The sequence below is a fragment of the Azospirillum tabaci genome, assembly GCF_014596085.1.
GTDB classification, from domain to species: Bacteria; Pseudomonadota; Alphaproteobacteria; order Azospirillales; family Azospirillaceae; genus Azospirillum; species Azospirillum tabaci.
The window spans coordinates 65,465-90,475 of the sequence record NZ_JACCJY010000027.1 but is presented as its reverse complement, the minus strand read 5'-3'; the positions used below and the strand labels follow the sequence as shown (position 1 = coordinate 90,475).

The window sequence follows — 25,011 nt, the reverse complement described above, 5'->3', positions numbered from 1 at the left end:
GCACCGTCTCCAACCTCTCCGCCGGCATCGGCAACAAGGCCCAGCAGCAGGTCATCGGCATCCAGAAGTAAGGTTCTCCCGCTTCGCGTCCCTCCCCCCCGAACCTCGCGGCCGGCAGACCTCTGCCGGCCGTCTTTTTTGCCGGCCGTCTTTTTGCGTGACGCAGGAAACGGGTGGCCCTCCTTCGCAGCATCCACGACGATCCCGACACCAGGATCGGGAGGACGCCATGGACGAGGACGCGATGTGGAGCGCGGTGACGCGCCGGGACCGGGATGGTGAAGGGCGCTTCGTCTATGCGGTGCGCACCACCGGCGTCTATTGCCGGCCCTCCTGCCCGTCCCGGCGGGCGAAGCGGGAAAACGTCTCCTTCCACCCGGATTCCGCGGCGGCGGAGGCGGCGGGCTTCCGCCCCTGCAAGCGCTGCCGCCCCGACGCTCCGTCAGCCATGCTCACATGATTCCCAGCAGGCGGATCAGCCCCAGCCCGATGGCGCCCAGCGCCGCCAGCGACAGCACCACCGCCGCGGTGACGCGCAGCCCCGCCCGCGACAGCATCCGCACATCCACCCCGAGCCCCAGCGCGGCCATCGACAGCACCGTCAGGACGCCCGCCGCGGTCTGGCTGGCCGCCAGGGCGGCGTCCGGGATCACTCCCGCCGCCCGCAGCCCGGTCAGCGCCAGGAAGCCCAGGATGAACCAGGGCACCAGCCGGCGCAGGGGCGGGCGAGTCCTGGCGCTCCCTTCCTGAGCCGCCCCCTCCGGCTTCGCCATCAGGGCCAGCGCCACCACCACCGGCCCCAGCATCAGCACGCGCAGCAGTTTCACCAGGGTCCCGACCTGAACGCTGAGCGCGCCGACCGGAGCCGTCGCCGCCAGGATCTGCGGCACCGCGTAGACGGTCAGCCCGGCGAACACGCCGTACTGCATAGGGCTGAGCCCGAGCAGCGGCACCAGCAGCGGCAGGCCGAGCACCACCAGAACCCCCAGCACCGCCGTGAAGGCGATGGCCGCGGCCACGTCGTCGCCGTGCGCCCCGATCACCGGCGCCGTCGCCGCGATGGCCGAGTTGCCGCAGATGGAGTTGCCGCAGGCGACCAGCACCGCCATGCGCGGCGGCAATCCCAGCAGGCGCCCGATGCCGTAGCTGGCCGCCAGGGCCAGGGCGACCACCCCGGCGATCCCCGCCACCAGCCCCGGTCCGGCGGCCAGGATCGTTTCCGGGTCGATGGAGGCGCCCAACAGCAGCACGGCGACCTCCAGCAGCGTCTTGGCGCTGAAGTCCGTTCCCGCCTTCCAGCGCCGCCCCGGCGCCCAGACGCTGCGCAGGGCCACCCCGATCAGGATCGCCAGGACCAGCGCCTCCAGCCACGCCTGCCCGAAAACCCGCACCTCCAGGCTCTGCAGGGCCAGCGCCGCGCCGCTCACGCCGGAGCAGAGCAGAATCCCCGGCAGCAGGGCACCCAGCGTTCGGCGGGGCGATGGAGGAAGATGGTTCGGCATGGCGTCCTCGAATTCCGATGCCGGGAAGCTGCCCCCTCTGGACCGTTCGTTCCAACGGATTATAGTGGACGAATCGTTCGATCAAACCGAACGTTTGAAGGGGCAAGGAGACCGGATGACCCTCGAACAGCTCCGCATCTTCGTGGCGGTCGCCACGCAGCAGCATGTGACGCGGGCCGCCGCCGCCCTGAATCTGACGCAGTCCGCGGTCAGCGCCGCCGTCTCCAACCTGGAGGCGCGGCACGCCGTCCGCCTGTTCGACCGGGTGGGCCGCCGCATCGAGCTGACGGAGGCCGGGCGCCTGTTCCTGGGCGAGGCCGTCGCGGTGCTCGCCCGCGCCGAGGCGGCGGAGCGCATGCTGGCCGACCTGTCGGCGCTGAAGCGCGGGCGCATCGCCATCCACGCCAGCCAGACCATCACCGGCTATTGGCTTCCTGAACGGCTCGTGGCGTTCCACCAGCGCTATCCGGACGTCGACGTCGCGGTGAAGGCCGCCAACACCGCCCAGGTCGCCAAGGCCGTGCTGGACGGCGCCGCCGATCTGGGGTTGGTGGAAGGGGAGGTGACGGACCCGCTGCTCGACCAGGAGCTGCTGCCCGGCGACCGTCTGCTGCTGCTGGTGGGTGACGGTCACCCCTGGCGCGGGCGGAGCGACCTGCCGGCGGAGGCGTTGCACCGCTCCCCCTGGGTCCTGCGCGAGGCCGGGTCGGGCACCCGCTCCGAGTTTGAGGAGGCGCTGCGCGGGCAGGGCAGGGCGCCGGAGGATTTGACGGTGGCGCTGGAACTGCCGTCAAACGAGGCGGTGCTGTCGGCGGTCATGGCCGGGGCGGGGGCCACCGCCCTGTCGGATCTGGTGGCGCGCGGGGCGCTGGCGGCCGGCCACCTGCACCGCGTTCCCTTCCCGCTGCCCGAACGCCCCTTCCGCCTGCTGCGCCACCGCGAGCGCGGGTTGAGCCACGCCGCCCGGACCTTCCGCGACCGATTGCTGGCGGAATAGGGGAGGGGAGGGGGGTCAGACTACCTCGTCGAACTCGACCCTGGGAATGTCGATCCAGCTCTCCGGCTCACCGGCGTCCTTGCGCCAGAAGATCACCGGCAGGTCGGCGTTCAGCACGCGGGCGATGGAGGCGCCGCGGGCCGTCATCAGCTCCTTGTACTCTGCGGCTTCAACGATGCGCACGCCGTAGCCGGGGATGCGGTCGGCCTGGAGCACGGGGCCGAGCGCGTTCTTGAACTTGCGCAGGTCGTTGTCGGAGCCGACCCGCTTGCGCAGCGGCTCCAGCGCCATCCAGAAAGCGTTGCCATGGCCCAGATGGGCGCGGGCGATCTCGTAGAGCCGCTTCTCGATGGGCTTCAGCGCGAAGTAGTCTTCCGAATAGGTCAGCAGGTTGTTGCCAAGAGCCGCGCGCACCACCCAGTTCGACAGGACCAGGGTCAGGCCGCGGACCTGCCGCTCGCCGTCCTTCTTGCCGCGGCGGTACAGCAGCTTGTAGTCGGAAATCCAGGAGAAGGCGCCGCTCTCTCCCTCGCCCCCGGCCTCCAGATTGGTCTTGATCTGGGTGCCCTGGAGCCGCTCCAGCGCCCCTTCGATCTTGTCGTAGGCGCTGCCCCCGGCGGTTTTGCCGACGATGCGCTGGAGGTCGCTGGTGGTGAAGTGCAGCTTGCCGACCTCCGGCCCCATCTTGCCCTCGGCCATCTTCTCGCGCAGCAGCGAGACGGCGTAGATCAGTACCGACTTGTCCCAGATCGTCGCAACGCCGACGTCGCGCGGGGCGCGCACCTCGATCTTCACCTTGCCGTCGTCGTAGGTGGGAAGGCTTTCCACCTTGTCCTTCGACAGGCCGAACAGCGAATAGGCCATCAGGGCCCGGTCGTTGTTCACGTCGCCGCGCAGCGGCGAATCCAGCCGCAGCGCCAGCTGGACCGGGCGGTCCAGCAGTTCGGCGTTTTCCTTGTCGGTCTTGTGGTCGTCCATGCACCCAGTCTCCCCGGCCCCGCCGCTGGCGGTTACGGTCATGATTCCCGATACGCCCCGCATGTTCCATGACGCAGGCGCCAACGTCGCCATTCTGCCGAAAGATTCCTCACCGGCCGGAAACGACGCTGTGACCGTGCGGACGAATGTCGCCGTTCTGCCAGTTCCCCCGGACGCTGTGCCCCGCTGGAGGTTCTCCCTGCCGAAAGCGTCCGCGTTCTGACGGTCCGGACTCCCGACAAGCCGCAAAACGGCGCTGAAGGGCTTGGATTCCCTGACTCTTTCCGGACTCCCCGGGGTCCGGAGGCCGCTGCGGAAGGAGCACATTGGCAGAACGGCGACACTCGGTTGCGCGAGTCGGAGTCCGATTCTCGGCCGATTCCCGGAGTCACCGAGGGGCCACAGCCCAGATTATTCGGCAGAACGGCGACATCCGGCGGACTCCGACGCTCCGACGCTTCCCTCCGTGCTCCGGAATCTTTCGGCAGAACGGCGACGTTTTCCGCCCGGTTTCTCGGCAGAACGGCGACACCCAGACGTGGTCCGTCACCGCTCCAGGGGGCTCAACACCTTGATTCCACTGACTCCACGCCCCCGCATCGGCGCAACCGGAGCGATTCCGACGCACGCATTTGAATCGTGGACAGCCTGTTGGGGCCACGACAACATCTTGCGTAACGGGCTCACCAAAGCCCGAACCGATAGCTTTTGGATCATGGTTTTCGGGCCATGGATTTGGCCTGCGGCTCCGAACAGCCGCGACACGCCGAAGGAGGCGACGATGACGTAACGGAGGACACGACCTCCGGAAACACAAAGGGCACAGGTTTGGCGACCTGTGCCCTCGTGCACACCGAAGTGTCGAAAACCGATGGAAGACCGGGAGAACCGGACCCCGCATCAGCGGTTTGGCGACTTCATGATGCCAGGGTAGGTCCGGAAAACCAAGTGGAATCGCGGATTCCACTGACGCTCCCGCTTTGTCTTCCGCCGGGATTGAAGCGCTGGATCATGGGAAGACAATGACCCCGTACACCACCTTGTACCGGCGATGGATCGCTGCGCCCGGCGTGGGAGCCGCGGAAATCGCGGTGCTCTCCGGCCTCTACGCGCGTGCGGATGCCGCCGGCGTCTGCGCCGGTCTGGTCCAGGACGAGCTGGCCGCCGAACTCGGCAAGAGCCGTCCCTGGCTGTCCGCCGTGCTGACGAAGCTGCAGGCGCCGGACCTGTCCCTCGTGGAAGCCCGCCGCGAACGCGGCTTCCGCGGGATGGTCTATGCCCTGGTGGGCGCGCAGGGCTCCGACTCTTCCGGTCGGCCCACCGACACCACCGGTCAGCCGGCTGACGGACTCCTAAGGACTGGGAATCCCCTGAATCCTGATTCTCAAAACTCCTCCTCCTTCCGGGCGGGGGGATCGGTTGGGCCATCGGGCATCAAGGGCCGGGACGCCCTGGCCGAAGACTGGCAGCCGGACGCCGCCGATCTGGCCTGGGCCGCGGAGAACCGCCCGGAGGTCGATCCCGCCACGGTGACCCGCAAATTCGTGTCCTGGTGCCGCAAGGCCAACGCCCGCAACGGCTACAGCCCCGCCGACCCGTCCGGAGCCTGGCGCAAATGGGTGGTCCGCGAGCTGGTCGCCCCCGCCGCGGCGCCAGCCGGCGAAACGCCCGAAAGCACCGTCGTCCCCTTTGCAACCGCCTCCCGCCGCCCCTCCAACCGGAGCGACCAGAATGACCGCCAACCTTCCGAGCCTTCCCGTCAGCGCCGCCCCGCAGATGCCGGACATGGCGTGGCTGCCCGCAACGCCGGCGTCCTCTCTGCCCTCCGCGATCGCCTCGCTCGCCCGGCTTGAGCGCGCCGACCTGCGCTTCGAGATCGCGGATCGCGCGCCGGAGGAGATCGGGGCACTGGCCGAGCGGGTGGAGGCCGCCCTTGAGGCCGTCTCCCCGGCCATCGGCGTGGAGAATGTGCTGACCGGCATCGAGAAGCTGGCGGCCCGCTTCGGTCTGGAGCTTCCGGACGCCGACGTGCTGGAGGCCGACATTCTCGAAATGGCCAATTGGCCCGCCGAGGACTGGATCGCCGGTTTCCGTGGTGTCTGGTCTTCCTTCCGGTCCGGCTATCGGCGCTTCCCCACGGTCGGCGACTTCCGTGCCGCCGCCGGTCAGGCATCGGTGAGCGATGGAATGGCGGCACTGCGCCGGCTGGCCATGGCCTTGCGCCAGGAGCAGCAGATCCGCGCCCGCGAGATCGTGCATCGCCGCCGCCAGAAGGAGCAGGAAGCGGAAACCGCCCGCCGCCAGATGGCCGCCGCTTTGGCCGCCCCGGCGACGCCGCCGGGACCGGCGCGTCCGGCTCCGGTTTCCACCCCGATGCCTGCCTCGCCGGACGATGCGCAAGTGGAGCTGCCACCCGGACAACCTGTGGCTCAGACGACATTGGCCGTGCCGAAGAGCTTCCCAAGGGATCGTCCCAGCGATGCTCATCATGCCAGGGTATGTGAAGGCAAGAGCCCCAAATTTCCCAGTAAGCGACCATACGCGAAAGGTTCAATGCGAGAACTCAAGCGCTCCCATGACTGTAGAACAGGCCAAAGGGGTGGAGCGGAAGCTTGGCTTACCCTTTATCATTCCAACAGGGTAACGCCTGTATAACCGGGATCATCCCATCGTTTCAGATTCCGGTGGCGAACCACGAAAGGGCGGAGCAAGATGCGATAATCTGTTCGGGCCGCGAACCTTTCGGATTGTTCATCCATGCCGCTGAAGACGGTGTCCCGTCAGCAACCGATGACTCTGCGCGGGTACCTGCTGAGGCTTGTGCTCGTGACGCTGGTGCCGATGCTCCTGCTCGGCGGCATGCTCATCGGTTGGATGGTGCAGCAGCAGCGGGAGGCTGTCGACGACAACATGTCCGACACGGCGGAGGCGCTGGCCCTGATCGTGGACCGGGAGTTGGGGGCGACCATCGAGGCCCTGCGGGCGCTGTCCCGCACCGATGCTCTGGCCGACGACGATTCCGCCGGCTTCTATGAGCGGGCGATGCTGGCGCTGACGCAGCATCCGTCCTGGACCAACATCGCGCTGATCGACCCGTCGGGGCGGCAGATCGTCAACACGGCGGTCAGGCTCGGTGTCCCGCTGCCGGACGTGCCCCAGCGCGACGCGCTGCGCCGGCTGACGGCGACCCGCCAGCCGGCGGTGTCCGATCTGGCCACCGCGACGGCGGCGGAGCGCCCGACGATCGCTGTGATGGTGCCGGTGCTGCGCAACGGCGGTCTGCGTTACGTCTTGTCCGCGGTGGTCGATCCGCAGACCTGGAGCATTCTGCTGGAGGGCTTCGAGACGCGGTCCGGCCTGATCGCCGCGATCATCGACGGCCAGAACCGGATCGCCGCGCGCTCGCGCGAGCATGCGGAGTATCTGGGGCGGGTGGTGCCGGACTGGTTCCTGGCGGCGCGCGGGACGGCCGACACCGGCAACTACCGTGGCGCCACCCTGGACGGGGTGGAGATCATCGGCGCCTTCCATCGCACGCAGCTCGCTGATTGGACGCTGGTCGCCGCGACGCCGACGGAAGCCGTGCTCAACCCCCTGAACCGCACGGTGGTGCTGGCGTTGGGGCTCGGACTGGTTCTGCTGGCCGTGTCGCTGGCGTCGGCGGCGGTCTTCGCGCGGCGGCTCGCCCACCCCGTCCGGGAACTGGCCGCCCATGGCGGCAACCTGATGGAGGGGCGCGCCATCCGCTACGACGGCGGCGTGCCGGTGCGCGAGTTCGACGAATTGCACCGCGTCCTGGCCGAGGCCAGCGCCGCGCTGGTCGGCGCCAGCGAATCCGCCGCCCATGCGGAGGCGCGCTACCGCTCCATCGTGGACACGGCGGTCGACGCCATCGTGGTCATCGACCGGGTCGGCACCCTGCACGGCTTCAACCGTGCCGCTGAACGCATTTTCGGCTACGCCGCGGAGGAGGTGATCGGCCTCAACGTCAGCATGCTGATGCCCGATCCCGACCGCAGCGCGCATGACGGCTACCTGGAGCGCTACCACCGCACGGGGGAGCGGCGGATCATCGGCATCGGACGCGAGGTGATGGGCCAGCGCAAGGACGGGTCGGTGTTCCCGCTGGAGCTGTCGGTCGCCGAATGGAAGGCCGACGGCGAGGTGCGCTTCACCGGCATCGTCCGCGACATCACCGCCCGCAAGACGGCGGCTGAGGCGTTGCTCGCCGCCAAGGAGGCGGCGGAGCAGGCGATGGAGCGCGCCCTGACCGCGGCGGACGAGGCCCGGCGGGAAAAGACCCGTGCCGAGAAGGCGGAGCGGGCCAAGACCCAGTTCCTGGCGGCTGCCAGCCACGACCTGCGCCAACCCGTGCAGTCGCTCTATTTCTTCGCCCAGGTTCTGGGCGACAAGCTGCACGGCCATCCCGGCCACGAGCTGGTGACCAGCATGGGGCATTCGCTGGACGCGCTGAAGCTCCTGCTGGACGGTCTGCTGGACGTGTCGCGGCTCGACGCCGGGGCGGTGGAGCCCAGCGTCACCGAATGCGCGGTGGGGCCGCTGCTCGACCGCCTGGCCGCGGAATACGGGCCGCAGGCGAAGGGTCAAGGGCTGCGGCTGCGGGTCGTGCCGACCTCGCTGTGGGCGCGCACCGACCCGATGCTGCTGGAGCGCATCCTGCGCAACCTGATCGAAAACGCGCTGCGCTACACCGAGCGGGGCGGCGTCGTGGTCGGTTGTCGGCGCCGCAACGGCGCGCTGCGCATCGAGGTGGCCGACAGCGGCATCGGCGTGCCGGAGGAACTGCAGCAGGCCGTCTTCGAGGAGTTCTTCCAGATCGGCAACCAGGAGCGCGACCGCGCCAAGGGGCTGGGTCTCGGCCTCGCCATCGTGAAGCGGCTGGCCGGGCTGCTCGGCCACACGATCGCCCTGCGCTCTCGGCCCGGACGGGGCAGCGTCTTCTCGGTGGAGCTCCCCACCGTGCGCGCCCGCGCCATCCTGCGCCGCAACGGACCGGACCGGGCCAACGACGACGGGCAGGGGCTGGTGGTGGTCATCGACGACGAGGCCATCGTGCTGCTCAGCCTGCGCACCCTGCTGGAGCAGTGGGGTTACGAAGTGGTGGCCGCCGTGTCGGCGGAGGAGGCGGTGGATGTCCTGCACGGGCTGGGCCGGCTGCCGGATCTCATCATCGCCGATTACCGCCTGCGCGAGGGGCGGACGGGTGTGGAGGCGATCCGCGACATCCACGGCGTCTGCGGCGTGCGCATCCCCGCCGTGGTGCTGACCGGCGACACCGCGCCCGAACGCATCACCGAAATCCGCGGCGCCGGCTTCCGCCTCGTCCACAAGCCGATCACCCCGCACATCCTGCGCGAATTGCTGAAGCCAGCGGCCTGATTCTGACAGCTCGGATTGCAAAAGGCCGGTTTTTGACCCTGGCTGCCCGCCGGCCGGGTCTTTAGTTTTTCCGCCTCCTTGGGGAAGAGCCTCCTTGGGCAAGAGGGAGACGGGACATGAACTGGAGCAAGGGCCTGTGGCGGGGCTGGCTTGCCGCCACCCTGCTGTGGGTGGCGGTGGTCGCCGCCTTCGCCACCGCCGATCTGCAAGGGCGCCACCCTTTCGCCGGTCTCTACGCTTATTCGGACGCGAAGGACGCTTTCCTGCCGCAGCACTACGCCGCCAACGAGGCGGTGGTGGAGGACGGGGTGAGGCGGGGCGTCGTGGCGCGGACGGATTTCCCCGACGGCACCACCCTCGCCGCTCCGCCGGACCTCGGCGAGGAGCGCGTGCGGCAGATCGCCGACCGTTTCTGGACGGAGCGCTGGGCGCGCCGGGCGGAGGTTCTGTGGCCCTGGGGCCTGCGCGCCGCCGTGCCGCCGCTGCTGCTCCTGTTGTCCGGCGCGCTCGTCCTGTGGATCGCCCGCGGCTTCGGCAAGGCGGACATTCCCGCGGAGACGGCCGTGCAGGAGGGAGCGGAGCCGGAGAAAGCGGAGGAGGACGCGCCGAGGGCGGCCTTCAACACGCGCTCCGCCGGCGGGCTTCCGCCCTTCATCCGCTCGCTCGGTCCGGACCCCAAGCGCCGCCGCGTGTTGGGGGCAGGCCGGTAAAGACCGCGCAAGTCAAGACCGTGCGTCGTTCGGGGGGCCACCACCCAACATCGCGGTAACCCGCGGCGACGGGCAAGCATCGCCGACGGTCGGCATCCCGAAGGCACAAAGGAACAGGAACCCCGGCATTGGGTTGATGGTGGCGGAGCTGCATCCATGGGAGATGGATGCTCTCCAGACTGCGGTTTTGTCCGTCCGTCCAGGCGTTCGGGCCGTTCACCATCACGGCAGCGTGTGGCGCAAGGCGCTGCCAGCGGGCCGGACCAAGAGGAGACCTGGGTGCCGAAGCCGACCAAGACGGACAAGATCCTGACCGGAATTCCGGAATTCGACCTGATCCTGAGGGGTGGCCTGCCGCGCGCGCGGCTTCATCTTCTGGAAGGCGCGCCGGGAACCGGCAAGACGACCATCGCGCTTCAATTCCTGCTGAAGGGCCTGTGCGACGGCAAGCGCGGCCTGTACGTGACCCTGTCGGAAACCGAGACGGAGCTGCGCGCCTCGGCCAAAAGCCACGGCTGGTCGCTGGACGGCATCGGCATCTTCGAACTCGTCCCGCTGGAAGCGCAGCTGGACCGCCAGCAGAGCGTTCTCTATCCGTCCGAGGTGGAGCTGGGCGAAACCATGCGCCTGATCACCGAGCGGATCGAGGCCGACAAGCCGGACCTCGTGGTGATCGATTCCCTGTCGGAGCTGCGCCTGCTTGCCCAGGACCAGCTCCGCTACCGGCGGCAGATCCTGGCGTTGAAGCAGTTCCTGCAAGGGCGCCAGTGCACCACGCTGGCGCTGGACGACCTGACCAGCCAGACCGGTTCCATGGAGCTGCACAGCCTGATGCACGGCGTGGTCAGCCTGGAGCAGATCGAGCGCTCCTACGGCGCGGCGCGGCGGCGCCTGCGGATCGCCAAGATGCGCGGCTCCGAATATCAGAGCGGCTGGCACGATTTCGCCATCACGCCGGGCAACGTGCTGATCTTCCCGAGCCTGATCGCCGACGAGCACAAGGCGGAGTTCCAGCCGACCATCGTGTCGAGCAGCCTGAGCGGGCTGGACGAGCTGTTGGGCGGCGGGCTGACGCGCGGCACGACGACGATGCTCGTCGGCCCATCGGGCGTCGGCAAGTCGTCCATCGCCTTGCAATATGTCATGGCGGCGGTGCGCCGCGGCGAGCACGCCGCCTATTTCTCCTTCGACGAATCCTTCGAAACCTTGGGGTTGCGCAGCACCGCGCTCGGCATCGACATCGAGGAGGCGGTGCGCAAGGGCGAACTGGGCTGGGAGCGCGCGAACCCGTCGCGCCTGTCGCCGGGCCAGTTCGTCTGGCAGGTCCGCCGCCAAGTGGAGGACCAGAAGGCGCGCGTCGTGGTGATCGACAGCCTGAACTCCTACCTCAGCACGATGCCGGAGGAAAAGGCGCTCATCCTCCAGATGCACGAGCTGCTGTCCTACCTGAACAACCAAGGCGTCGTGACCATCCTCATCCTGGCCCAGCAGGGCATCGTCGGCGACATCCAGAATCCGGTGGACCTGTCCTTCATGAGCGACACCGTGGTGCTGCTGCGCTTCTTCGAGGCGGCAGGAGAGGTGCGCAAGGCGATCTCGGTGGTCAAGAAGCGCACCGGCGTTCACGAGCTGGCGATCCGGGAATTCCGTCTGTTCCCCGACGGCATGCAGGTCGGTCCGCAACTTCTGCAATTCCAGGGCGTGCTGACCGGCGTGCCCAGCTATGGCGGGTCGTCCGATCCGTTGTTGCGCGGGCGGAGCGAGACGGACTGACCGCAGCGCATGGACGCCCCGATTCTCGTGCTCGCCCCGCAGGGCCGGGACGCGGAGGTCATCCGCCTCGTGTTGGACGAGGTCGGCCTGACCACGCAGGTCTGCACCGATCTGCCGGCCGTGTGCGATGGCTTGGCGAGGGACGTCACGGCCCTGATCCTCTCCGAAGGCGCGTTGCTGGGGGTGGCGATGGAGCCTCTGGTCGCCTGTTTGGAGGCCCAGCCGCCCTGGTCGGACCTGCCGGTTCTGGTGCTCACCGCGCGTGGCAACCGGTCCGCCAGCAAGGCGCGCTGGGCGCAGTTCCAGCGGCTCGGCAACGTCACGCTGCTGGACCCGCCCCTGCACGCCGAAGCCCTGCAAAGCGCGGCGCAGTCCGCGGCGCGGACCCGCCTGCGCCAATACCGCACGCGGACGCTTCTGGCCGACATCGAGCGGGCCAACGACGAGCTGGAAGGCCGGGTGGCGGAGCGCACCCGGTCCCTGCAGGCCGAGATGCGGGAACGCCGGAAGGCCGAGGAGGCGTTGCAGCAGGCGCAGAAGATGGAGGCGGTCGGTCAGCTCACCGGCGGGATCGCCCACGACTTCAACAACCTGCTGCAGGTCATGCTCGGCAACCTGCACCTGCTGCGGGGCGCGCTGTCCGCCGACGAACCGCTGCTGCGGCACGTCTCCATGGCCATCACGGCGGGCGACCGCGCCGCGGCGCTCACCCGGCATCTTCTGGCCTTCGCCCGGCGTCAGCCGCTGACGCCCCGCAGCCTGGACCTGAACGCCCTGGTCGCCGCCATGAGCGGCCTGATCCAACAGTCCGTCGGCGAATCGATCCGGGTGGAGACGGTGCTGGCCGACGGGCTTTGGCGGACCTGGGCGGACGCCAATCAGGTCGAAAGCGCCCTGCTCAACCTCGCCATCAACGCCCGCGACGCCATGCCGGACGGCGGGCGCCTGCGCGTCGAGACGAGCAACGCCGTTCTGGACGAGACCGTCTCCGACGCGCAGGGGGACATCCTTTCCGGCCGCTACGTCCTGCTCCGCATCACCGATACCGGAAGCGGGATGGCGCCGGACGTGCTGGAGCGGGCGTTCGAACCCTTCTTCACGACCAAGCCGATCGGCCAGGGCACCGGCCTCGGGCTGAGCCAACTCTATGGCTTCGCCCGTCAATCGGGCGGACACGCGGCCATCCGGTCGCAACCCGGCCACGGCACCACCGTCAGCCTGTACCTGCCGCAGCACGACGGCGTGGACGGCGCCGACACGCCGGTTTCCGTTCCGGAACCGGAGCCGCAGGACCCGTTCCGCAACGATGAAACCATTCTGGTGGTCGAGGACGAGGCCCTCGTCCTGATGCTGTGGGTCGAGGCGCTGGAAGGGCAGGGATATCAGGTCCTGCAAGCCGCCGAACCCGAAGCGGCGATCCGGATCCTGGAGTCGGACGCGGCGATCAACCTCCTGGTCACCGACGTCGGGCTGCCCGGAATGACCGGGCGGGATCTGGCGGACATCGCGCGCGGGCTTCGCCCTGGGTTGAGGGTGCTTTTCGTGACAGGCTATGCGCATTACGCCGCTCTCGAAGCGGACAGCCTGGGACCGGGCACGCGGATGCTCAGCAAGCCGGTCGGTGTGGACACGTTGCAGATTACGGTCCGCGGCATGCTGGACGGGGACTCGGCCTGACGGGTGCCGTCAGGTTAGCGGGTGTGATACGGCCGGCGCCTGAGGGCTTCGTCCGTATCACCCTTTCAATCAATGCTATCGCATTGATCTGTCGTGCTCTTACCGCAGCTTCCGCGTTCCGGTGGGGTTCATCATCGTGCCGCTGAAGGACGCCGACGGGGCGACGCTGGGGGTGGCGGCGGTCATGCGCGACGTCACCGCCCGGTTCGACGGATTGAAGGCCCTGCGCCGCCAGGCGGCCGGACGCTGAAAGGCTGAGTCTTGCCGGGCGGAGCCGCGCAGCGTTCGATGCGTGGCTCCCGAAATCGGAACCCTCCCCGACGGGGCCAGTTGAGAAGGGCTGTACCTTCAAGACATCAGCGTAGGGAGTGCGACATGCGCAATCTGATGATCGCGGCGTCGGCCGCGATGCTTCTGGCCGCCTGTTCGGGCATGGACGGCGGCGGAACGAGCAGCAGCGGGATGAACAGCGGCGGTTCTGGCAGCGGCCTCACGGGCGGTGGCACGTCCGGCAGCCAGGGCGTGGACGAGCCGAACGTCAATCCGAACGCGACCAGTTCCAGCCCCGGTCCCTACAGCGGCGGTCCTTACAGCGGGTCGGGCGTGAGCGAGCCGCAAAGCCGCACGCGGTCGCCCAACGAGTCCGGCATGGACCAGGGCATGACGCGCCAATCCCTGCCGAACCGCTCGGGCACCGGGTGGTAACCCGCAACGGAACGGCCATCCTGCGGAATTCCGGACCCGGACGAATAGGGAGAGCCGGAGAGGCCGGTGCTGGAACCCGCGGCGGTCCGTGAGGTTCCTTCCCTGCCGGACGTGCCGGCTGGGTTCTGGGAAACGCAGGAGCGGTCCATGCTGAAATGGGCGTTGATCTTTTTCGTGGTTTCGCTGGTTGCCGGCGCGCTCGGCTTCACCAACGTGTCGTCGGCCACCGCGGGAGTCGCGAAGATCCTCTTCGGGATCGCGCTGATCATCTTCCTGGTTTTCCTGGTGCTCGCCCTGCTGGCCGGCGAGGTGATCTTCTGATCCGTCGGCGGGGCTCCAGTCAGCGAGGCCGGAGGATGGACAGCGCGCGGGCGAAGGCCTGATCGTTGGCCGCGCTGGGTATGCCGCCGGAGGGTAGGGCGGATTGGCCGTCTTCCGCGGCCGGCTCCGCAATGGTCTCGTCGGGCTGGATGCCGATCTGGTGAATGGACTGGCCCGACGGCGTGTAGTAGCGCGCCGTGGTCAGCTTCAGCGCCCCGCTGTCGAAAGGGATGACGCTCTGGATGATCCCTTTGCCGAAGGTCTTCGTGCCGATCACCGTGGCGCGCCGGTGGTCTTTCAGTGCCCCGGTCAGGATCTCCGCGGCGGAGGCGGATTTCGCGTTGACCAACACCACCAGCGGCAGGCCGTCCGTCTCGTCGCCGGGGGTGGCGGCGTAGGTCTTGTCCGCCCCGCGCCCGGGGCCGCGGGCGGTCAGGATCGTGCCCTTGTCGAGGAAGGCGTCGGCGACGCGAACGCTCGCCTGCACCAGCCCGCCGGGATTGTCGCGCACATCGATGATGAAACCGCCGATGTCCGGCCCGATCCGCTCGCGCAGCGAGCGGATGGCCGTGCTGACCCCGGTGGCGGTCTGGCGGTCGAAGCGGGTGATGCGGATGTAGCCCACCGTCCCGACGGCGGCCAGCCGGACCGAGGGGATGCGCAGCTTGCCGCGGACCACGCTGACCTCGAAGGGGTCCGGCGTCCCGGCGCGCAGGACGGTCAGCGACACCGCCGCCCCTTCCGGCCCGCTCAGCATCTGCTTGACGGTCGCCAGCTCCGCCCCGCCCACCGGCTGCTGGTCCACCGCCAGGATCACGTCGCCGGAACGCAGACCGGCGGCCTCCGCGGGGGACTCGGGAACGGTCTCGGCGATGCGGACGCGGGTGCCGTGGGCCTCGTAGCGGATGCCCAGCCCGGCGAAGGCGCCGTCGTTCGACGCCTGCAGCTGCCGGTATTCGCCATCGTCCAGATAGGCGGAGTAGCGGTCCCGCTCGGCCATGGCCTTGATGGCGATGTCCACCAGCTCGCGGTCGGTCAGCGGCTCGACATACTGGCTGCGGATGGTGCGCAGCGCCCGGACGAAGCGGTCGACCTCCTCCGCCTCCGTGCTGTGCCCGTAGGGGGTGGTGTCGCCTGCCGCCTGTGCGCTCCGTCCGGTGGTCATGCCCCCCGGGATCGCGAGGAAGGCGCAAAGGGCGGCGGCGGTGACGAGGCGCAGCTTCACGGTGGCAATCTCTCGGGATCGGAGCGGCGATGCTTCGAAATTAGCCGTGAATTGGTTTATGTACCGTTAACCATAACCGGAGCGTGTTAGCTCTTGGCCGCCTCGACGGACCGCCGCCATGCCGGCTCCGACAGGCGCTCGACGAAGAAGTCGCCCAGAACCCCAACCTTCGCCGGGCGTGTGCGGGCCGACGGCGTGACGAAGTAGAGCCCCCCTTTCGGCAGCGACCAGTCGGTCAGGATGGCGGTCAGCCGCCCGTTCGCCAGATGCTCCGCGGCCATGAACTCCGGCAGTTCGGCGATCGCCAAGCCCTCCAGCAGCATCGGCACCAGGGCGTCGGCGTTGGTGACGCGCAGCGGGCCGGACGGCGTCACGCTTTCCTCCTCGCCGGCGCCGTTGGTGAAGTGCCAGATGTCCTGCCGCCGCCGGTACGCGTAGCCCAGGCAATGGTGGTCCTTCAGGTCACGCGGATGCCGGGGCAGGCCATGGCGGGCGATGTAGCTGGGGGCGGCAAGAACGATGGGAGCGATGGGGCACAACCGCCGGGCCACCAGCGAACTGTCCGGAAGCACGGCGATCCGCAGCGCGGCGTCGAAGCCTTCGCCCACCAGATCGACGGTCGCGTCGCTCAGATGCAGGTCGATGGAAATCTCCGGATAGAGCCGGAAGAAGTCCGGCAGCAGGGGCGCCACCCAACGCAGCCCGAACGACATCGGCACCGCCAGACGGATCAGACCGCGCGGGCGGCTGGACAACTCGCGCGCCGCGTTCTCGACCGCCTCCGCCTCGTCATAGAGGCGCATCGCGCGCTCGGCCAGGGAATGGCCGAAATCGGTCAAGGCCAGCCGGCGCGAGGTGCGGTTGAACATCCGTCCGCCCAACCGCTCCTCCAGCCGGCCGACCGCGCGCGACACCGTGGCGACCGACACCCCCATGGCGCGGGCCGCACCGGCGAAGGAGCGCTCCTCCACCACCTTGGCGAACATCGCCAAGCCTTCGAAATCCGGCAGCTTCGACATCGCCAATCCTGCAACGATGGTTTTCAGTCGTTTCTATTTCGACATGATGCGGCCGTCGATAGCTTTGTGATCAGCCAATGACCCACGCCAAGGAGACTTCGGATGTCACGCAAGCTTGACGGCAAGATCGCCCTCGTCACCGGCGCCACCAGCGGCATCGGCCTCGCCGCGGCCAAGCGCTTCGCCGCCGAAGGCGCCGTCGTCTATCTCACCGGCCGCCGCCGGTCCGAACTGGAGGACGCGGTTGCGGCGATCCGGGACGCCGGCGGCACGGCGACGGGGGTGCAGGCCGACTCGTCCAATCTGGCCAATCTCGACCGGCTCTATGCCCAGATCCAGAGCGAGGCGGGCCGTCTCGACGTGCTGTACGCCAACGCTGGCGGCGGCGGCATGCTGCCGCTGGGCGCCATCACGGAGGAGCAGTATGAGGACACGTTCAACCGCAATGTGAAGGGCGTGCTGTTCACCGTACAGAAGGCCCTGCCGCTGCTCGGCCGGGGCGCGTCGGTGATCCTCGCCGGGTCCACCGCCGGCAGCATGGGCACGGCGGCCTTCAGCGTCTACAGCGCCAGCAAGGCGGCGGTGCGCAACTTCGCCCGCAGTTGGATTCTGGACCTGAAGGACCGCGGCATCCGCGTCAACACGCTCAGCCCCGGTCCGATCCGCACGCCGGGTCTGGTCGAACTGGCCGGCCCGGACGCGGCTCAGCAGCAGGGGCTGGTGGATTATCTGGCTGGACAGGTGCCGCTGGGCCGTGTCGGCGATCCCGACGAAATCGCCAAGGCCGCCGTCTTCCTGGCGTCCGACGACAGCAGTTTCGTCAACGGCGTGGAGCTGTTCGCCGACGGCGGCATGGCCCAGGTTTGAAGTCAAATCCGAGCAAGGGACCGGGGGAGCGGTTTTCGATCCCCCGCCCAACACTGGAAAGCGCCCTTATGCCTGATCCAGGGTGATCCCTTCGATCAGGTCGCCCACGTCGTCGCAGCGGTCGGTGACGGCTTCCAGCAGCTCATAGAGTTCGCGGCGGCCCAGGAAGTCGATCATCTCCGGTCGTTCGGCAATAAGGGATTTCATGGCGTCGCGCAGGATCTCGTCGGCCTCGTCCTCCAAGTCGGAGATCTGGCCGCAGATGTGCAGGATGCGGTCGGCATTGACGGTGATGCGGGTCAACAGCGGCATGACCTCGGACAGCAGGGCCGCTTGGCGGCGGCCGATCGCCGCCATGCGCATCATCCGGTCGTCGAAGGTCTCGATGCCGTAGAGCGCGGCGAGGCGCGGAACCTCGTCCATCAGGTCGATGCAGTCGTCCAGCGCGTTGATCAGCGCCTGGATCTCCGACCGGTCGAAGGGGGTGATGAAGGTGCGGTGCAGCCCGCGGCCGGCGTCCTTGGCGATGCGGTCGGCGTCCTTCTCGATCCGCTTCAAAGCGGCGGTGCGGTCGGCGCGCTCGTCCGGACCGGCCTGCATGACGGCTTCCAGGGCGGCGGCGGCGTCGACGATGTGGCGGGCCTGCTCGATGAATTGCTCAATGACCCGCTCTTCCTTGGGCATCATGGAGCGGATGGCGCGCAGCAGCAGCATGGAAACGGTTCTCTCGGTCGGTTCTGCCGTTTTCTCTTAACGCCGGGCGTCATGAAATTGCAGCAAAAACGTCATACGGAGAGGGCCTGTCTGCCCTGACGAAGGCACGCCGTCCCGCCCCATTTCCCTTCCCCCACCTTGTGAGAGGGAGTTTTCGCCGTGTTCTCAAGCGCTTCGGGCGTGGCTCACGGTGTGTTGGCGGTGCGCGCGGCGGCGATCTCATCCGCCGCTTCGCACGCCCCCAGCAGCCACTCCCGGAACGCCACCAGCGGTGGGTGGTGCGCCCGCGACGGCGGGTGGACGAGGTGATAGGCGCGGTCCGGGTTCCGGTAGGGCCGGTCCAGCGCCGGGACCAGAGACCCGTCCCGCATCTCCGCCTGCACCAGCAGGGTCGGCAGCAGCGCCACCCCCAGCCCGGTGATCGCCGCTTGGGCGGTGGTGGAGAACTGCTCGAAGAACATGCCGGCGCCCTCGTGCCGCTCGATGCCCTGGGCGGCGAACCAGTCCCGCCACGCCTCGGGGCGGCTGGTGGTGTGCAGCAGCGGCAGCGCCACGAGGTCCGCCGCCGCGCGGATCGGATGAGCGGCCAGGAAGGACGGGGCGCAGAGCGGCAGGACCTCCTCCTCCATCAGCCGCTCGCAGACGGCGCCGGGCCAGTCGGCGGCGCCGAAATGAATGGCGGCGTCCAGATCCTCCGACCGGAAGTCGAAGGGCTCCATCTTCGTCATGAAATGGATGATGACCTGCGGGTGCGCCGCCTGGAAGGCCGGCAGGCGCGGCACCAGCCAGCGCGTGCCGAAGGTCGGCAGCACGGCCAGCTTCAGCACGCCGCCTTGCGGCGCGGTCATGACCCGGAGCGTCGCCGCCCCCACCCGGTGCAGCGCCTCCCGCACCTCCGTCGCGTAGGATTCGCCGGCCGGGGTCAGGGTCACGCGCTGGTCGCGGCGCACGAACAGCGGGACGCCGAGCTGGTCCTCCAGCGCCTTGATCTGCCGGCTGACGGCGCCCTGGGTCAGCGCCAGCTCCTGCGCCGCGGCGGTGAAGCTGCCGGTGCGTGCCGCCGCCTCGAAGGCGGAGAGCGCGCTCATGGAGGGGAGAAGACGGCGTTGCAGACCCATGGGTCATGACTATAGCTCATGACCGGGGGAAAGAAAGTCGGTTGCGCGGGGCGGGGCCTGCCGCCAGATTGAGGAGGATTTGAACGCCCAGCCGAGGAACGAGCGCGCCATGAAGACCGGAGGCCAGTTGATCGTCGAGGCGCTGGAGGCGCAGGGCGTCGAGCGCGTGTTCTGCGTGCCGGGCGAAAGCTACCTCGCCGTGCTGGACGCGCTGCACGATTCCTCGATCCGCACGATCAACGCCCGCCACGAGAGCGGCGCCGCCATGATGGCGGAGGCCGAGGGCAAGCTGACCGGACGGCCGGGCATCTGCTTCGTCACCCGCGGCCCCGGCGCCACCAACGCCGCGCCGGGCGTGCATGTGGCGCAGCAGGACTCCACCCCGATGATCCTGTTCATCGGACAGATCGAGCGCGGCATGCGCGGGCGCGACGCCTTCCAGGAGGTCGACTACACCCTCATGTTCGGCGGCATGGCCAAGTGGGTGGCCGAGATCGACAGCGCCGACCGCGTGCCGGAGATGGTCAGCCGCGCCTTCCACACCGCGCTCGCCGGCCGCCCCGGCCCGGTCGTGCTGGTGCTGCCGGAAGACATGCTGGTGGAAACGGCGGACGTCGCCGCCGCCCGCCCCGCCCATCCGGTGGACAGCGCCCCGACGCCCGCCCAGGTCGCCGAGGTCGGACGTCTGCTCGCCGGGGCGAAGCGCCCGCTGGTGATCGCCGGCGGCTCCCGCTGGACCGAGGACGCGGTGGCCTCGCTGCACGTCTTCGCCGAGACCTTCGCGCTGCCGGTGGCGGTCACCTTCCGCCGCCAGATGCTGTTCGACCACACGCACCCGAACTACGCGGGCGACATCGGGCTGGGCATCAACCCGAAGCTGACCGCCCTGGTGAAGGACGCCGACGTGATCCTGCTGCTCGGCGGCCGCTTCTCCGAGGTGCCGTCGCAGAGCTACGGGCTGCTCGGCATCCCGGAGACCGGCAAGACGCTGATCCACGTCCATCCGGGGGCGGAGGAACTGGGCCGCGTCTACAACCCCGACCTCGCCATCAACGCCACGCCGGGGGGCTTCCTCGACGCCGTCGCCGGGCTGGAGGCGCCGGCCTCCCCCGCCTGGGCCGGTCAGGCCGAAGCCGCGCACGCCGCCTACACCGCCTGGAGCGAGCCGCCGGCCACCATCCCCGGCGCCGTCCAGATGGGCGCCGTCATGTCCTGGCTGCGCGACACCCTGCCCGACGACGCCATCCTGACCAACGGCGCCGGCAACTACGCCACCTGGATCCACCGCTTCTGGCGCTTCCGCCGCTTCGGCACGCAGGCGGCGCCGGTCTGCGGCTCGATGGGCTACGGCCTGCCCGCCGCCGTCGCGGCCAAGCTGCTCCACCCGGAGCGGGACGTGGTCTGCTTCGCCGGCGACGGCTGCTTCCAGATGACCGGGCTGGAGTTCGGCACCGCCGTGCAGGAGGGCGCCAACCTCATCGTGCTGGTCATCGACAACGGCATGTACGGCACCATCCGCATGCACCAGGAGCGCGAGTATCCGGGCCGCGTGTCCGGCACCGCTCTGACCAACCCGGACTTCGCCGCCCTCGCCCGCGCCTATGGCGGCCATGGCGAGACGGTAGAGCGGACGGAGGAGTTCGCCCCGGCCTTCGAGCGCGCCCGCGCCTCCGGCCGGCCCGCCATCCTGCACGTCAGGCTCGACCCCGAGGCCCTGACGCCGAACCGCAGCCTGTCCGACATCCGCGCCGCCGGGCGCCAGCGCTAACCTCCACCGGTTGCCTTACACCGAGGACCTTTTCCATGCAGCACCGCGACCTTCTTTCCCGCCTCGGCCTTGAGCTTCCCGCCGACGGGGCCGGCCTGTCCGTCCGCTCGCCCATCGACGGCGCTGCGCTGGGCGTGGCGCCGGTCACCCCGGCGTCGGAGATCCCGGAGGTGGCCGCCCGCGCCCAGCGCGCCTTCGAGGCGTGGCGCTCTGTCCCGGCGCCGCGCCGCGGTGAGCTGGTCCGCCTGCTGGGCGAGGAGTTGCGCGACGCTAAGGAGGATCTCGGCCGTCTCGTCACGCTGGAGATGGGCAAGATCTTCCAGGAGGGCCTGGGCGAGGTTCAGGAGATGATCGACATCTGCGACTTCGCGGTCGGCCTGTCCCGCCAGCTCTACGGCCTGACCATCGCGTCGGAGCGTCCGGGCCACGCGATGCGCGAGACCTGGCACCCGATGGGGCCCTGTGCGGTGATTTCCGCCTTCAACTTCCCGGTCGCGGTCTGGGCCTGGAACGCCGCCCTGGCGCTGGTCTGCGGCGATCCGGTGATCTGGAAGCCGTCGGAGAAGACCCCGCTGACCGCGCTGGCCTGCCAGCGCATCTTCGAGCGCGCGGTGGCCCGCTTCGGCGACGCCCCGGCGGACCTGCTCCAGGTCGTCAACGGCGGCCGCGACGTCGGCGAGGCGCTGGTCGCCAGCCCGCTGGTCCCCATCGTGTCGGCCACCGGCTCGACCCGCATGGGCCGCGAGGTCGCGCTGAAGGTGGCGGAGCGCTTCGCCCGCCCGATCCTGGAGCTGGGCGGCAACAACGCGATGATCGTCGCTCCGTCGGCCGACCTCGACATGGCGGTGCGCGCCATCGTCTTCGCCGCGGTGGGCACCTGCGGCCAGCGCTGCACCACGCTGCGCCGCCTGATCGTCCACAAGGACGTGTGCGACACGCTGCTGCCGCGCCTGAAGGCCGCCTACGCCTCCGTTCCCATCGGCAACCCGCTGGAGTCCGGCGTGCTGGTCGGCCCGCTCAACGACAAGGGCGCCTTCGACGGGATGCAGCGCGCGCTGGAGCGGGCCAAGGCCGACGGCGGCGTGGTGACCGGCGGCGGCCGCGCGCTCGCCGACCAGTATCCGGACGCTTGGTACGTGCAGCCGGCCATCGTCGAGATGCCGGGCCAGACCGACATCGTGCGCCACGAGACCTTCGCCCCGATCCTCTACGTCCTGACCTACGAGACGCTGGAGGAGGCCATCGCGCTTCAGAACGCGGTGCCGCAGGGCCTGTCCTCCTGCATCTTCACCACCGACATCCGCGAGGCCGAGAGCTTCCTGTCGGCGGCGGGCAGCGACTGCGGCATCGCCAACGTCAACATCGGCCCGTCGGGTGCGGAAATCGGCGGCGCCTTCGGCGGCGAGAAGGAGACGGGCGGCGGGCGCGAGTCCGGGTCCGACGCCTGGAAGGCCTATATGCGCCGCCAGACGGCCACGGTGAACTACTCCCGCGCCCTGCCGCTGGCCCAGGGGATCAAGTTCGAGATCGCCGGCTGATCCAGCCGGCGCGTGAGGACCAGCGCGCAAGAAGAAGGCCGCCCGTTTCACCGGGCGGCCTTTTCTCATGGGAAGGTCAGAAGGCTTCGTGTCGAAGCCGCCTTGCGGGTCGTTCGGGGGAGGTGTTGCGGCGCAGGTGCTCGGCAATGGGGGTGAGCTGTGCCAGAACCTGCTCGTGGGTCAGGCGGTCCCGGCGCAACACGGCCTGGACCACGGGATCGTTCAACAGTTCGGCAACGCGGCAGCGCCACGTCTGCTTGGGCAGTCCGTTCATTGCTGTTCTCGTTGCTTGTGGATGGGAAAACACGCCGGCCCTCACCGGCAGGCGTACGGTACGCGGAGCATGTTACAGTTCGACGCGTACGGCCCGTGATATTTCGGGTACCTGGACGTCCTGTGTACGTGCCTCCGGCATAGGGACCTACAGGGAAACGGGGGCCGTTCAGGCCCCATTCGCCGCCCCCTTGGCCGCCCCCTTGGCCGCCGCCTCGCGCGCCCGCACCTGCTCGCGGTGGAAGATGTAGATGCCGCTGGCGACGATCACCAGACCGCCGGCAAGGGTCGAGGCGCTGGGCGGTTCCCCGAAGACCAGCAGGCCGTAGAACACCGCCCAGATCAGCGTCGTGTAGCCGAAGGGCGCCACCGTCGCCGCGTCCGCCACCGTGTAGGCGCGGATCAGGCAGTAATGGCTGCACGCCCCCAGCGCGCCGAGCATGACCATCAGCGCCGCCCCCGTCAGGTCCGGCGTCACCCAGCCGAAGGGCAGCAGAAGCCCGCAGAGCACCGTCCCGGCCATGCTGGTGTAGAAGAAGGTCGTCAATGTGGAATCGCCGCCGCGCAGCAGCCGGGTGACGATCTGGTAGAGCGCGTTGCACAGCGCGGCGGCGAGCGGCAGCAGGATCGCCCACTGGAAGACGAGGCTGGCCGGGCCGATGATGATCATCGCCCCGATGAAGCCGCCGAACACCCCCAGGGAGCGCCGCCAACCGACCTTTTCCTTCAGGAGCGGAACCGACAGGACGGCGACGAGCACCGGCGCCACGTTGGCGATGGCCGCCACGTCGACGAAGGGCAGGATCTTGTAGGACACCGCCGCCAGCAGAGTCAGCACGGCCAGCAGGGCCGAGCGGAGGATCTGCATCCCCGGACGCTTGGCGATCAGATGGCTGGGGGAATTCACCGCGACCACGACGAAGGCGATGGCCAGATGCACCGCGAAGCGCGCCCAGGCGACCTCCGCGAAGGGATAGGTCTGCACCAGAACGCGCAAGGTCGCGTCCTGCGTCACGAACAGAAGCGTGGTCAGCAGCATCCAGGCGATGCCGGCACGCCCGGAAGAGCTGGCGGACGGGGCCTTTTCGGTGGCGGTCATCGGGCGGCGCTCATGGGGGGAGTCATGGGCGGGGCGTTCCTTCCTGTGGCGCGCCGTCCTTGTGCCGAACCGGCGCGCCACACCCTGCGCCCAAGGGGCCGGATGGTCAAATGCGATGCTGGTATATCAGTACCGAGCACCACCGGCACCGACCGTCGGTTGCGGCCGCGCCGACCGTTGGCAACAGGCCGGCGCAGCGCAATGCCCGTCAGTGCTTGTGCTGCGTGCCGCTGGCCTGCGGCACGCCGACACCGCCATGGGACGGGGCGGCGGACCCGGCGCTCTGCACGTCCACCTGGACGGTCACCGGCCCGGCCTTCTCGAAGGTTAGGGTCAGCGGGAACGCCTTCCCCGGAGCGAGCGGCTGCTTCAGCCCGAACAGCATGACGTGCAGGCCGCCGGGCTGCAGCGCGGTCGGCGAGCCGGGCGCCACCTCGATGGCGTCGACCTGGCGCATCTTCATGACGCCGTTGTCCATCAGGTGGGTGTGCAGTTCCGCCTTGTCGGCGACGGGCGTGCTGGCCGACAGCAGGCGGTCGCTGTCCGGGCCGTGGGTGCTCAGCACCATATAGGCCGAGCCGTTCGGGGCCGAGGGCGCCGTGGCGCGCGCCCAGGGATGTTCGATGTCGACCGGCCCGGCCTTGAAACCGTGGGCGAGGGCGGGGCCGGCGGTCAGGGCGATCAGCGCGGCGAGCGCCAGGGCGTGCTTCTTCATGATGACGGCATCCTACAAAGAGAAGGAAGAATCGGGCGTTCCGTTGGTCGAGGCAGGACGCGTCATCGGCGGGGCACGGGCGTTCGGGCGGAGACCGCGCGGGCGGCGGCGCTTGCGGTTCGGGTGGGGACGCCGGCGCAACGCCCCGGACAGGCGCGGCGGCGGAACGGCGACATCCGCCGGGGTCAGCATCGCCGGAGGCGCACAGCCGAGTTGGCAACCCAGGCAATGCTCCAGATCGTTCTTGGGCTGATCGGGCGCGGAGGGCAACCGGTCCGGCGCCCCATCCGGCCCGCACATCGACATGGCCCAGAAAGACTGCGCCAGACCGGCGGACAGCATGGCGACGGCCTGCCCCGGCACCTGGATCAGGATCAGCAGAAGGACGGCGGCCACCGCCGCCGCCAGCCTGGCTCTCCAGCGTGGCAAGGAACGGCGGGACGGACGCGAACGCGCCGCAGGCGCGGCGTTGCCGTCCTTGCGATGCCCGCTCACCCCACCTCGTTCCCCGCAACGGAGAGGAGAGGCCGATGGCCGTGCTGACGTTGCTCCGTTCAAACCGGTTCCCATTCCACCCACAGGACGGATGACCGGTTGTAGGCGATGTGCGTG

At 69.4% G+C, this 25,011-nt stretch carries 23 protein-coding genes; 13 read left to right on the top strand and 10 right to left on the bottom strand.

Going from position 1 to position 25,011, the window contains the following annotated elements:
* Nucleotides 1-229 precede the first annotated feature (229 nt).
* Nucleotides 230-460: an Ada metal-binding domain-containing protein gene (locus tag H0B54_RS29990; RefSeq protein ID WP_188262139.1), complete on the top strand. Its 231-nt coding sequence runs from the start codon at nucleotides 230-232 to the stop codon at nucleotides 458-460.
* Here H0B54_RS29990 and H0B54_RS22230 read toward each other — a convergent pair.
* Nucleotides 453-1,502 (bottom strand): YeiH family protein, encoded by a 1,050-nt coding sequence (locus H0B54_RS22230; RefSeq protein ID WP_188262138.1) that lies wholly within the window; start codon nucleotides 1,500-1,502, stop codon nucleotides 453-455. The two genes, H0B54_RS29990 and H0B54_RS22230, sit on opposite strands and share 8 nt — an antisense overlap.
* A 115-nt stretch (nucleotides 1,503-1,617) precedes the next feature.
* On the opposite strand from H0B54_RS22230, the gene H0B54_RS22225 reads away from it, so the two are divergent.
* Entirely contained in the window at nucleotides 1,618-2,499 is an 882-nt protein-coding gene (locus H0B54_RS22225) for a LysR family transcriptional regulator (protein WP_188262137.1), read from the top strand.
* 15 nt (nucleotides 2,500-2,514) lie between these two features.
* On the opposite strand, the gene H0B54_RS22220 is transcribed toward H0B54_RS22225, so the two are convergent.
* The gene (locus H0B54_RS22220; protein WP_094305737.1) at nucleotides 2,515-3,477 is read right to left on the bottom strand and encodes a replication initiator protein A; all 963 of its coding nucleotides are present in this window, start codon (nucleotides 3,475-3,477) and stop codon (nucleotides 2,515-2,517) included.
* 1,070 nt (nucleotides 3,478-4,547) lie between these two features.
* Between H0B54_RS22220 and H0B54_RS22215 the strand changes: the two genes are divergently transcribed.
* The 8 genes from H0B54_RS22215 (at nucleotide 4,548) to H0B54_RS22185 (ending at nucleotide 14,063) form a co-directional block, all read left to right on the top strand.
* Entirely contained in the window at nucleotides 4,548-5,330 is a 783-nt protein-coding gene (locus H0B54_RS22215; RefSeq protein WP_343069002.1) for a peptidase associated/transthyretin-like domain-containing protein, read from the top strand.
* The gene (locus tag H0B54_RS29985) at nucleotides 5,254-6,132 is read left to right on the top strand and encodes a hypothetical protein (RefSeq protein WP_246472688.1); all 879 of its coding nucleotides are present in this window, start codon (nucleotides 5,254-5,256) and stop codon (nucleotides 6,130-6,132) included. Before H0B54_RS22215 ends, H0B54_RS29985 begins: the two co-directional genes overlap by 77 nt.
* 102 nt (nucleotides 6,133-6,234) lie before the next feature.
* Nucleotides 6,235-8,877 carry a PAS domain S-box protein gene (locus H0B54_RS22210; protein ID WP_188262135.1) on the top strand — a complete coding sequence of 881 codons (2,643 nt, stop codon included), beginning with the start codon at nucleotides 6,235-6,237 and terminating at the stop codon, nucleotides 8,875-8,877.
* A 116-nt stretch (nucleotides 8,878-8,993) separates the two neighbouring features.
* Entirely contained in the window at nucleotides 8,994-9,587 is a 594-nt protein-coding gene (locus tag H0B54_RS22205; RefSeq protein WP_188262134.1) for a hypothetical protein, read from the top strand.
* Nucleotides 9,588-9,866: 279 nt separating this feature from the next.
* Complete coding sequence (locus tag H0B54_RS22200; protein ID WP_188262133.1) at nucleotides 9,867-11,360, top strand: ATPase domain-containing protein; 1,494 nt, start codon at nucleotides 9,867-9,869, stop codon at nucleotides 11,358-11,360.
* A gap of 9 nt (nucleotides 11,361-11,369) precedes the next feature.
* Complete coding sequence (locus tag H0B54_RS22195; RefSeq protein WP_188262132.1) at nucleotides 11,370-13,037, top strand: ATP-binding protein; 1,668 nt, start codon at nucleotides 11,370-11,372, stop codon at nucleotides 13,035-13,037.
* A gap of 375 nt (nucleotides 13,038-13,412) precedes the next feature.
* On the top strand, nucleotides 13,413-13,742 hold the full coding sequence (locus H0B54_RS22190) for a hypothetical protein (RefSeq protein ID WP_094305744.1): 330 nt from the start codon (nucleotides 13,413-13,415) through the stop codon (nucleotides 13,740-13,742).
* A gap of 66 nt (nucleotides 13,743-13,808) precedes the next feature.
* Nucleotides 13,809-14,063, top strand: a complete 255-nt coding sequence (locus H0B54_RS22185) for a DUF1328 domain-containing protein (protein ID WP_425490074.1) — start codon at nucleotides 13,809-13,811, stop codon at nucleotides 14,061-14,063.
* Between the two features lie 19 nt (nucleotides 14,064-14,082).
* On the opposite strand, the gene H0B54_RS22180 is transcribed toward H0B54_RS22185, so the two are convergent.
* Nucleotides 14,083-15,288 (bottom strand): S41 family peptidase, encoded by a 1,206-nt coding sequence (locus H0B54_RS22180; protein ID WP_188262131.1) that lies wholly within the window; start codon nucleotides 15,286-15,288, stop codon nucleotides 14,083-14,085.
* An 86-nt stretch (nucleotides 15,289-15,374) separates the two neighbouring features.
* Nucleotides 15,375-16,307 (bottom strand): LysR family transcriptional regulator, encoded by a 933-nt coding sequence (locus H0B54_RS22175; protein ID WP_188262130.1) that lies wholly within the window; start codon nucleotides 16,305-16,307, stop codon nucleotides 15,375-15,377.
* Between the two features lie 102 nt (nucleotides 16,308-16,409).
* Between H0B54_RS22175 and H0B54_RS22170 the strand changes: the two genes are divergently transcribed.
* Nucleotides 16,410-17,174 (top strand): SDR family NAD(P)-dependent oxidoreductase, encoded by a 765-nt coding sequence (locus H0B54_RS22170; protein WP_188262129.1) that lies wholly within the window; start codon nucleotides 16,410-16,412, stop codon nucleotides 17,172-17,174.
* Between the two features lie 66 nt (nucleotides 17,175-17,240).
* On the opposite strand, the gene H0B54_RS22165 is transcribed toward H0B54_RS22170, so the two are convergent.
* A complete protein-coding gene (locus H0B54_RS22165) occupies nucleotides 17,241-17,888 on the bottom strand; it encodes a DUF47 domain-containing protein (RefSeq protein ID WP_188262128.1) in 648 nt (215 codons plus the stop codon).
* Between the two features lie 185 nt (nucleotides 17,889-18,073).
* The gene (gene gcvA, locus H0B54_RS22160; protein ID WP_188262127.1) at nucleotides 18,074-19,006 is read right to left on the bottom strand and encodes a transcriptional regulator GcvA; all 933 of its coding nucleotides are present in this window, start codon (nucleotides 19,004-19,006) and stop codon (nucleotides 18,074-18,076) included.
* A gap of 109 nt (nucleotides 19,007-19,115) precedes the next feature.
* On the opposite strand from gcvA, the gene H0B54_RS22155 reads away from it, so the two are divergent.
* Both H0B54_RS22155 and amaB read left to right on the top strand, forming a co-directional pair.
* Nucleotides 19,116-20,774 (top strand): thiamine pyrophosphate-binding protein, encoded by a 1,659-nt coding sequence (locus H0B54_RS22155; RefSeq protein ID WP_188262126.1) that lies wholly within the window; start codon nucleotides 19,116-19,118, stop codon nucleotides 20,772-20,774.
* A gap of 35 nt (nucleotides 20,775-20,809) precedes the next feature.
* Nucleotides 20,810-22,312, top strand: a complete 1,503-nt coding sequence (gene amaB / locus H0B54_RS22150; RefSeq protein ID WP_188262125.1) for an L-piperidine-6-carboxylate dehydrogenase — start codon at nucleotides 20,810-20,812, stop codon at nucleotides 22,310-22,312.
* A gap of 76 nt (nucleotides 22,313-22,388) precedes the next feature.
* Here the strand turns inward: amaB and H0B54_RS22145 are convergent, their stop codons facing one another.
* The 4 genes from H0B54_RS22145 to H0B54_RS22130 form a co-directional block, all read right to left on the bottom strand.
* Nucleotides 22,389-22,586 carry a hypothetical protein gene (locus H0B54_RS22145; protein WP_094305752.1) on the bottom strand — a complete coding sequence of 66 codons (198 nt, stop codon included), beginning with the start codon at nucleotides 22,584-22,586 and terminating at the stop codon, nucleotides 22,389-22,391.
* 168 nt (nucleotides 22,587-22,754) lie between these two features.
* Nucleotides 22,755-23,684, bottom strand: a complete 930-nt coding sequence (locus H0B54_RS22140; RefSeq protein WP_188262124.1) for a DMT family transporter — start codon at nucleotides 23,682-23,684, stop codon at nucleotides 22,755-22,757.
* 208 nt (nucleotides 23,685-23,892) lie between these two features.
* A complete protein-coding gene (locus H0B54_RS22135) occupies nucleotides 23,893-24,399 on the bottom strand; it encodes a copper chaperone PCu(A)C (RefSeq protein WP_188262123.1) in 507 nt (168 codons plus the stop codon).
* A 12-nt stretch (nucleotides 24,400-24,411) separates the two neighbouring features.
* Entirely contained in the window at nucleotides 24,412-24,894 is a 483-nt protein-coding gene (locus H0B54_RS22130; protein ID WP_343069001.1) for a DUF2946 family protein, read from the bottom strand.
* Between the last annotated feature and the right edge of the window lie 117 nt (nucleotides 24,895-25,011).

Bases quoted from the DNA above. Each gene is read 5' to 3' on its own strand.
- H0B54_RS29990 (WP_188262139.1), top strand. From the start codon at position 230: ATGGACGAGGACGCGATGTGGAGCGCGGTGACGCGCCGGGACCGGGAT.
- H0B54_RS22230 (WP_188262138.1), bottom strand. From the start codon at position 1,502: ATGCCGAACCATCTTCCTCCATCGCCCCGCCGAACGCTGGGTGCCCTG.
- H0B54_RS22225 (WP_188262137.1), top strand. From the start codon at position 1,618: ATGACCCTCGAACAGCTCCGCATCTTCGTGGCGGTCGCCACGCAGCAG.
- H0B54_RS22220 (WP_094305737.1), bottom strand. From the start codon at position 3,477: ATGGACGACCACAAGACCGACAAGGAAAACGCCGAACTGCTGGACCGC.
- H0B54_RS29985 (WP_246472688.1), top strand. From the start codon at position 5,254: ATGCCGGACATGGCGTGGCTGCCCGCAACGCCGGCGTCCTCTCTGCCC.
- H0B54_RS22210 (WP_188262135.1), top strand. From the start codon at position 6,235: ATGCCGCTGAAGACGGTGTCCCGTCAGCAACCGATGACTCTGCGCGGG.
- H0B54_RS22205 (WP_188262134.1), top strand. From the start codon at position 8,994: ATGAACTGGAGCAAGGGCCTGTGGCGGGGCTGGCTTGCCGCCACCCTG.
- H0B54_RS22195 (WP_188262132.1), top strand. From the start codon at position 11,370: ATGGACGCCCCGATTCTCGTGCTCGCCCCGCAGGGCCGGGACGCGGAG.
- H0B54_RS22190 (WP_094305744.1), top strand. From the start codon at position 13,413: ATGCGCAATCTGATGATCGCGGCGTCGGCCGCGATGCTTCTGGCCGCC.
- H0B54_RS22175 (WP_188262130.1), bottom strand. From the start codon at position 16,307: ATGTCGAAGCTGCCGGATTTCGAAGGCTTGGCGATGTTCGCCAAGGTG.
- H0B54_RS22170 (WP_188262129.1), top strand. From the start codon at position 16,410: ATGTCACGCAAGCTTGACGGCAAGATCGCCCTCGTCACCGGCGCCACC.
- H0B54_RS22165 (WP_188262128.1), bottom strand. From the start codon at position 17,888: ATGCTGCTGCTGCGCGCCATCCGCTCCATGATGCCCAAGGAAGAGCGG.
- gcvA (WP_188262127.1), bottom strand. From the start codon at position 19,006: ATGGGTCTGCAACGCCGTCTTCTCCCCTCCATGAGCGCGCTCTCCGCC.
- H0B54_RS22155 (WP_188262126.1), top strand. From the start codon at position 19,116: ATGAAGACCGGAGGCCAGTTGATCGTCGAGGCGCTGGAGGCGCAGGGC.
- amaB (WP_188262125.1), top strand. From the start codon at position 20,810: ATGCAGCACCGCGACCTTCTTTCCCGCCTCGGCCTTGAGCTTCCCGCC.
- H0B54_RS22145 (WP_094305752.1), bottom strand. From the start codon at position 22,586: ATGAACGGACTGCCCAAGCAGACGTGGCGCTGCCGCGTTGCCGAACTG.
- H0B54_RS22140 (WP_188262124.1), bottom strand. From the start codon at position 23,684: ATGACCGCCACCGAAAAGGCCCCGTCCGCCAGCTCTTCCGGGCGTGCC.
- H0B54_RS22135 (WP_188262123.1), bottom strand. From the start codon at position 24,399: ATGAAGAAGCACGCCCTGGCGCTCGCCGCGCTGATCGCCCTGACCGCC.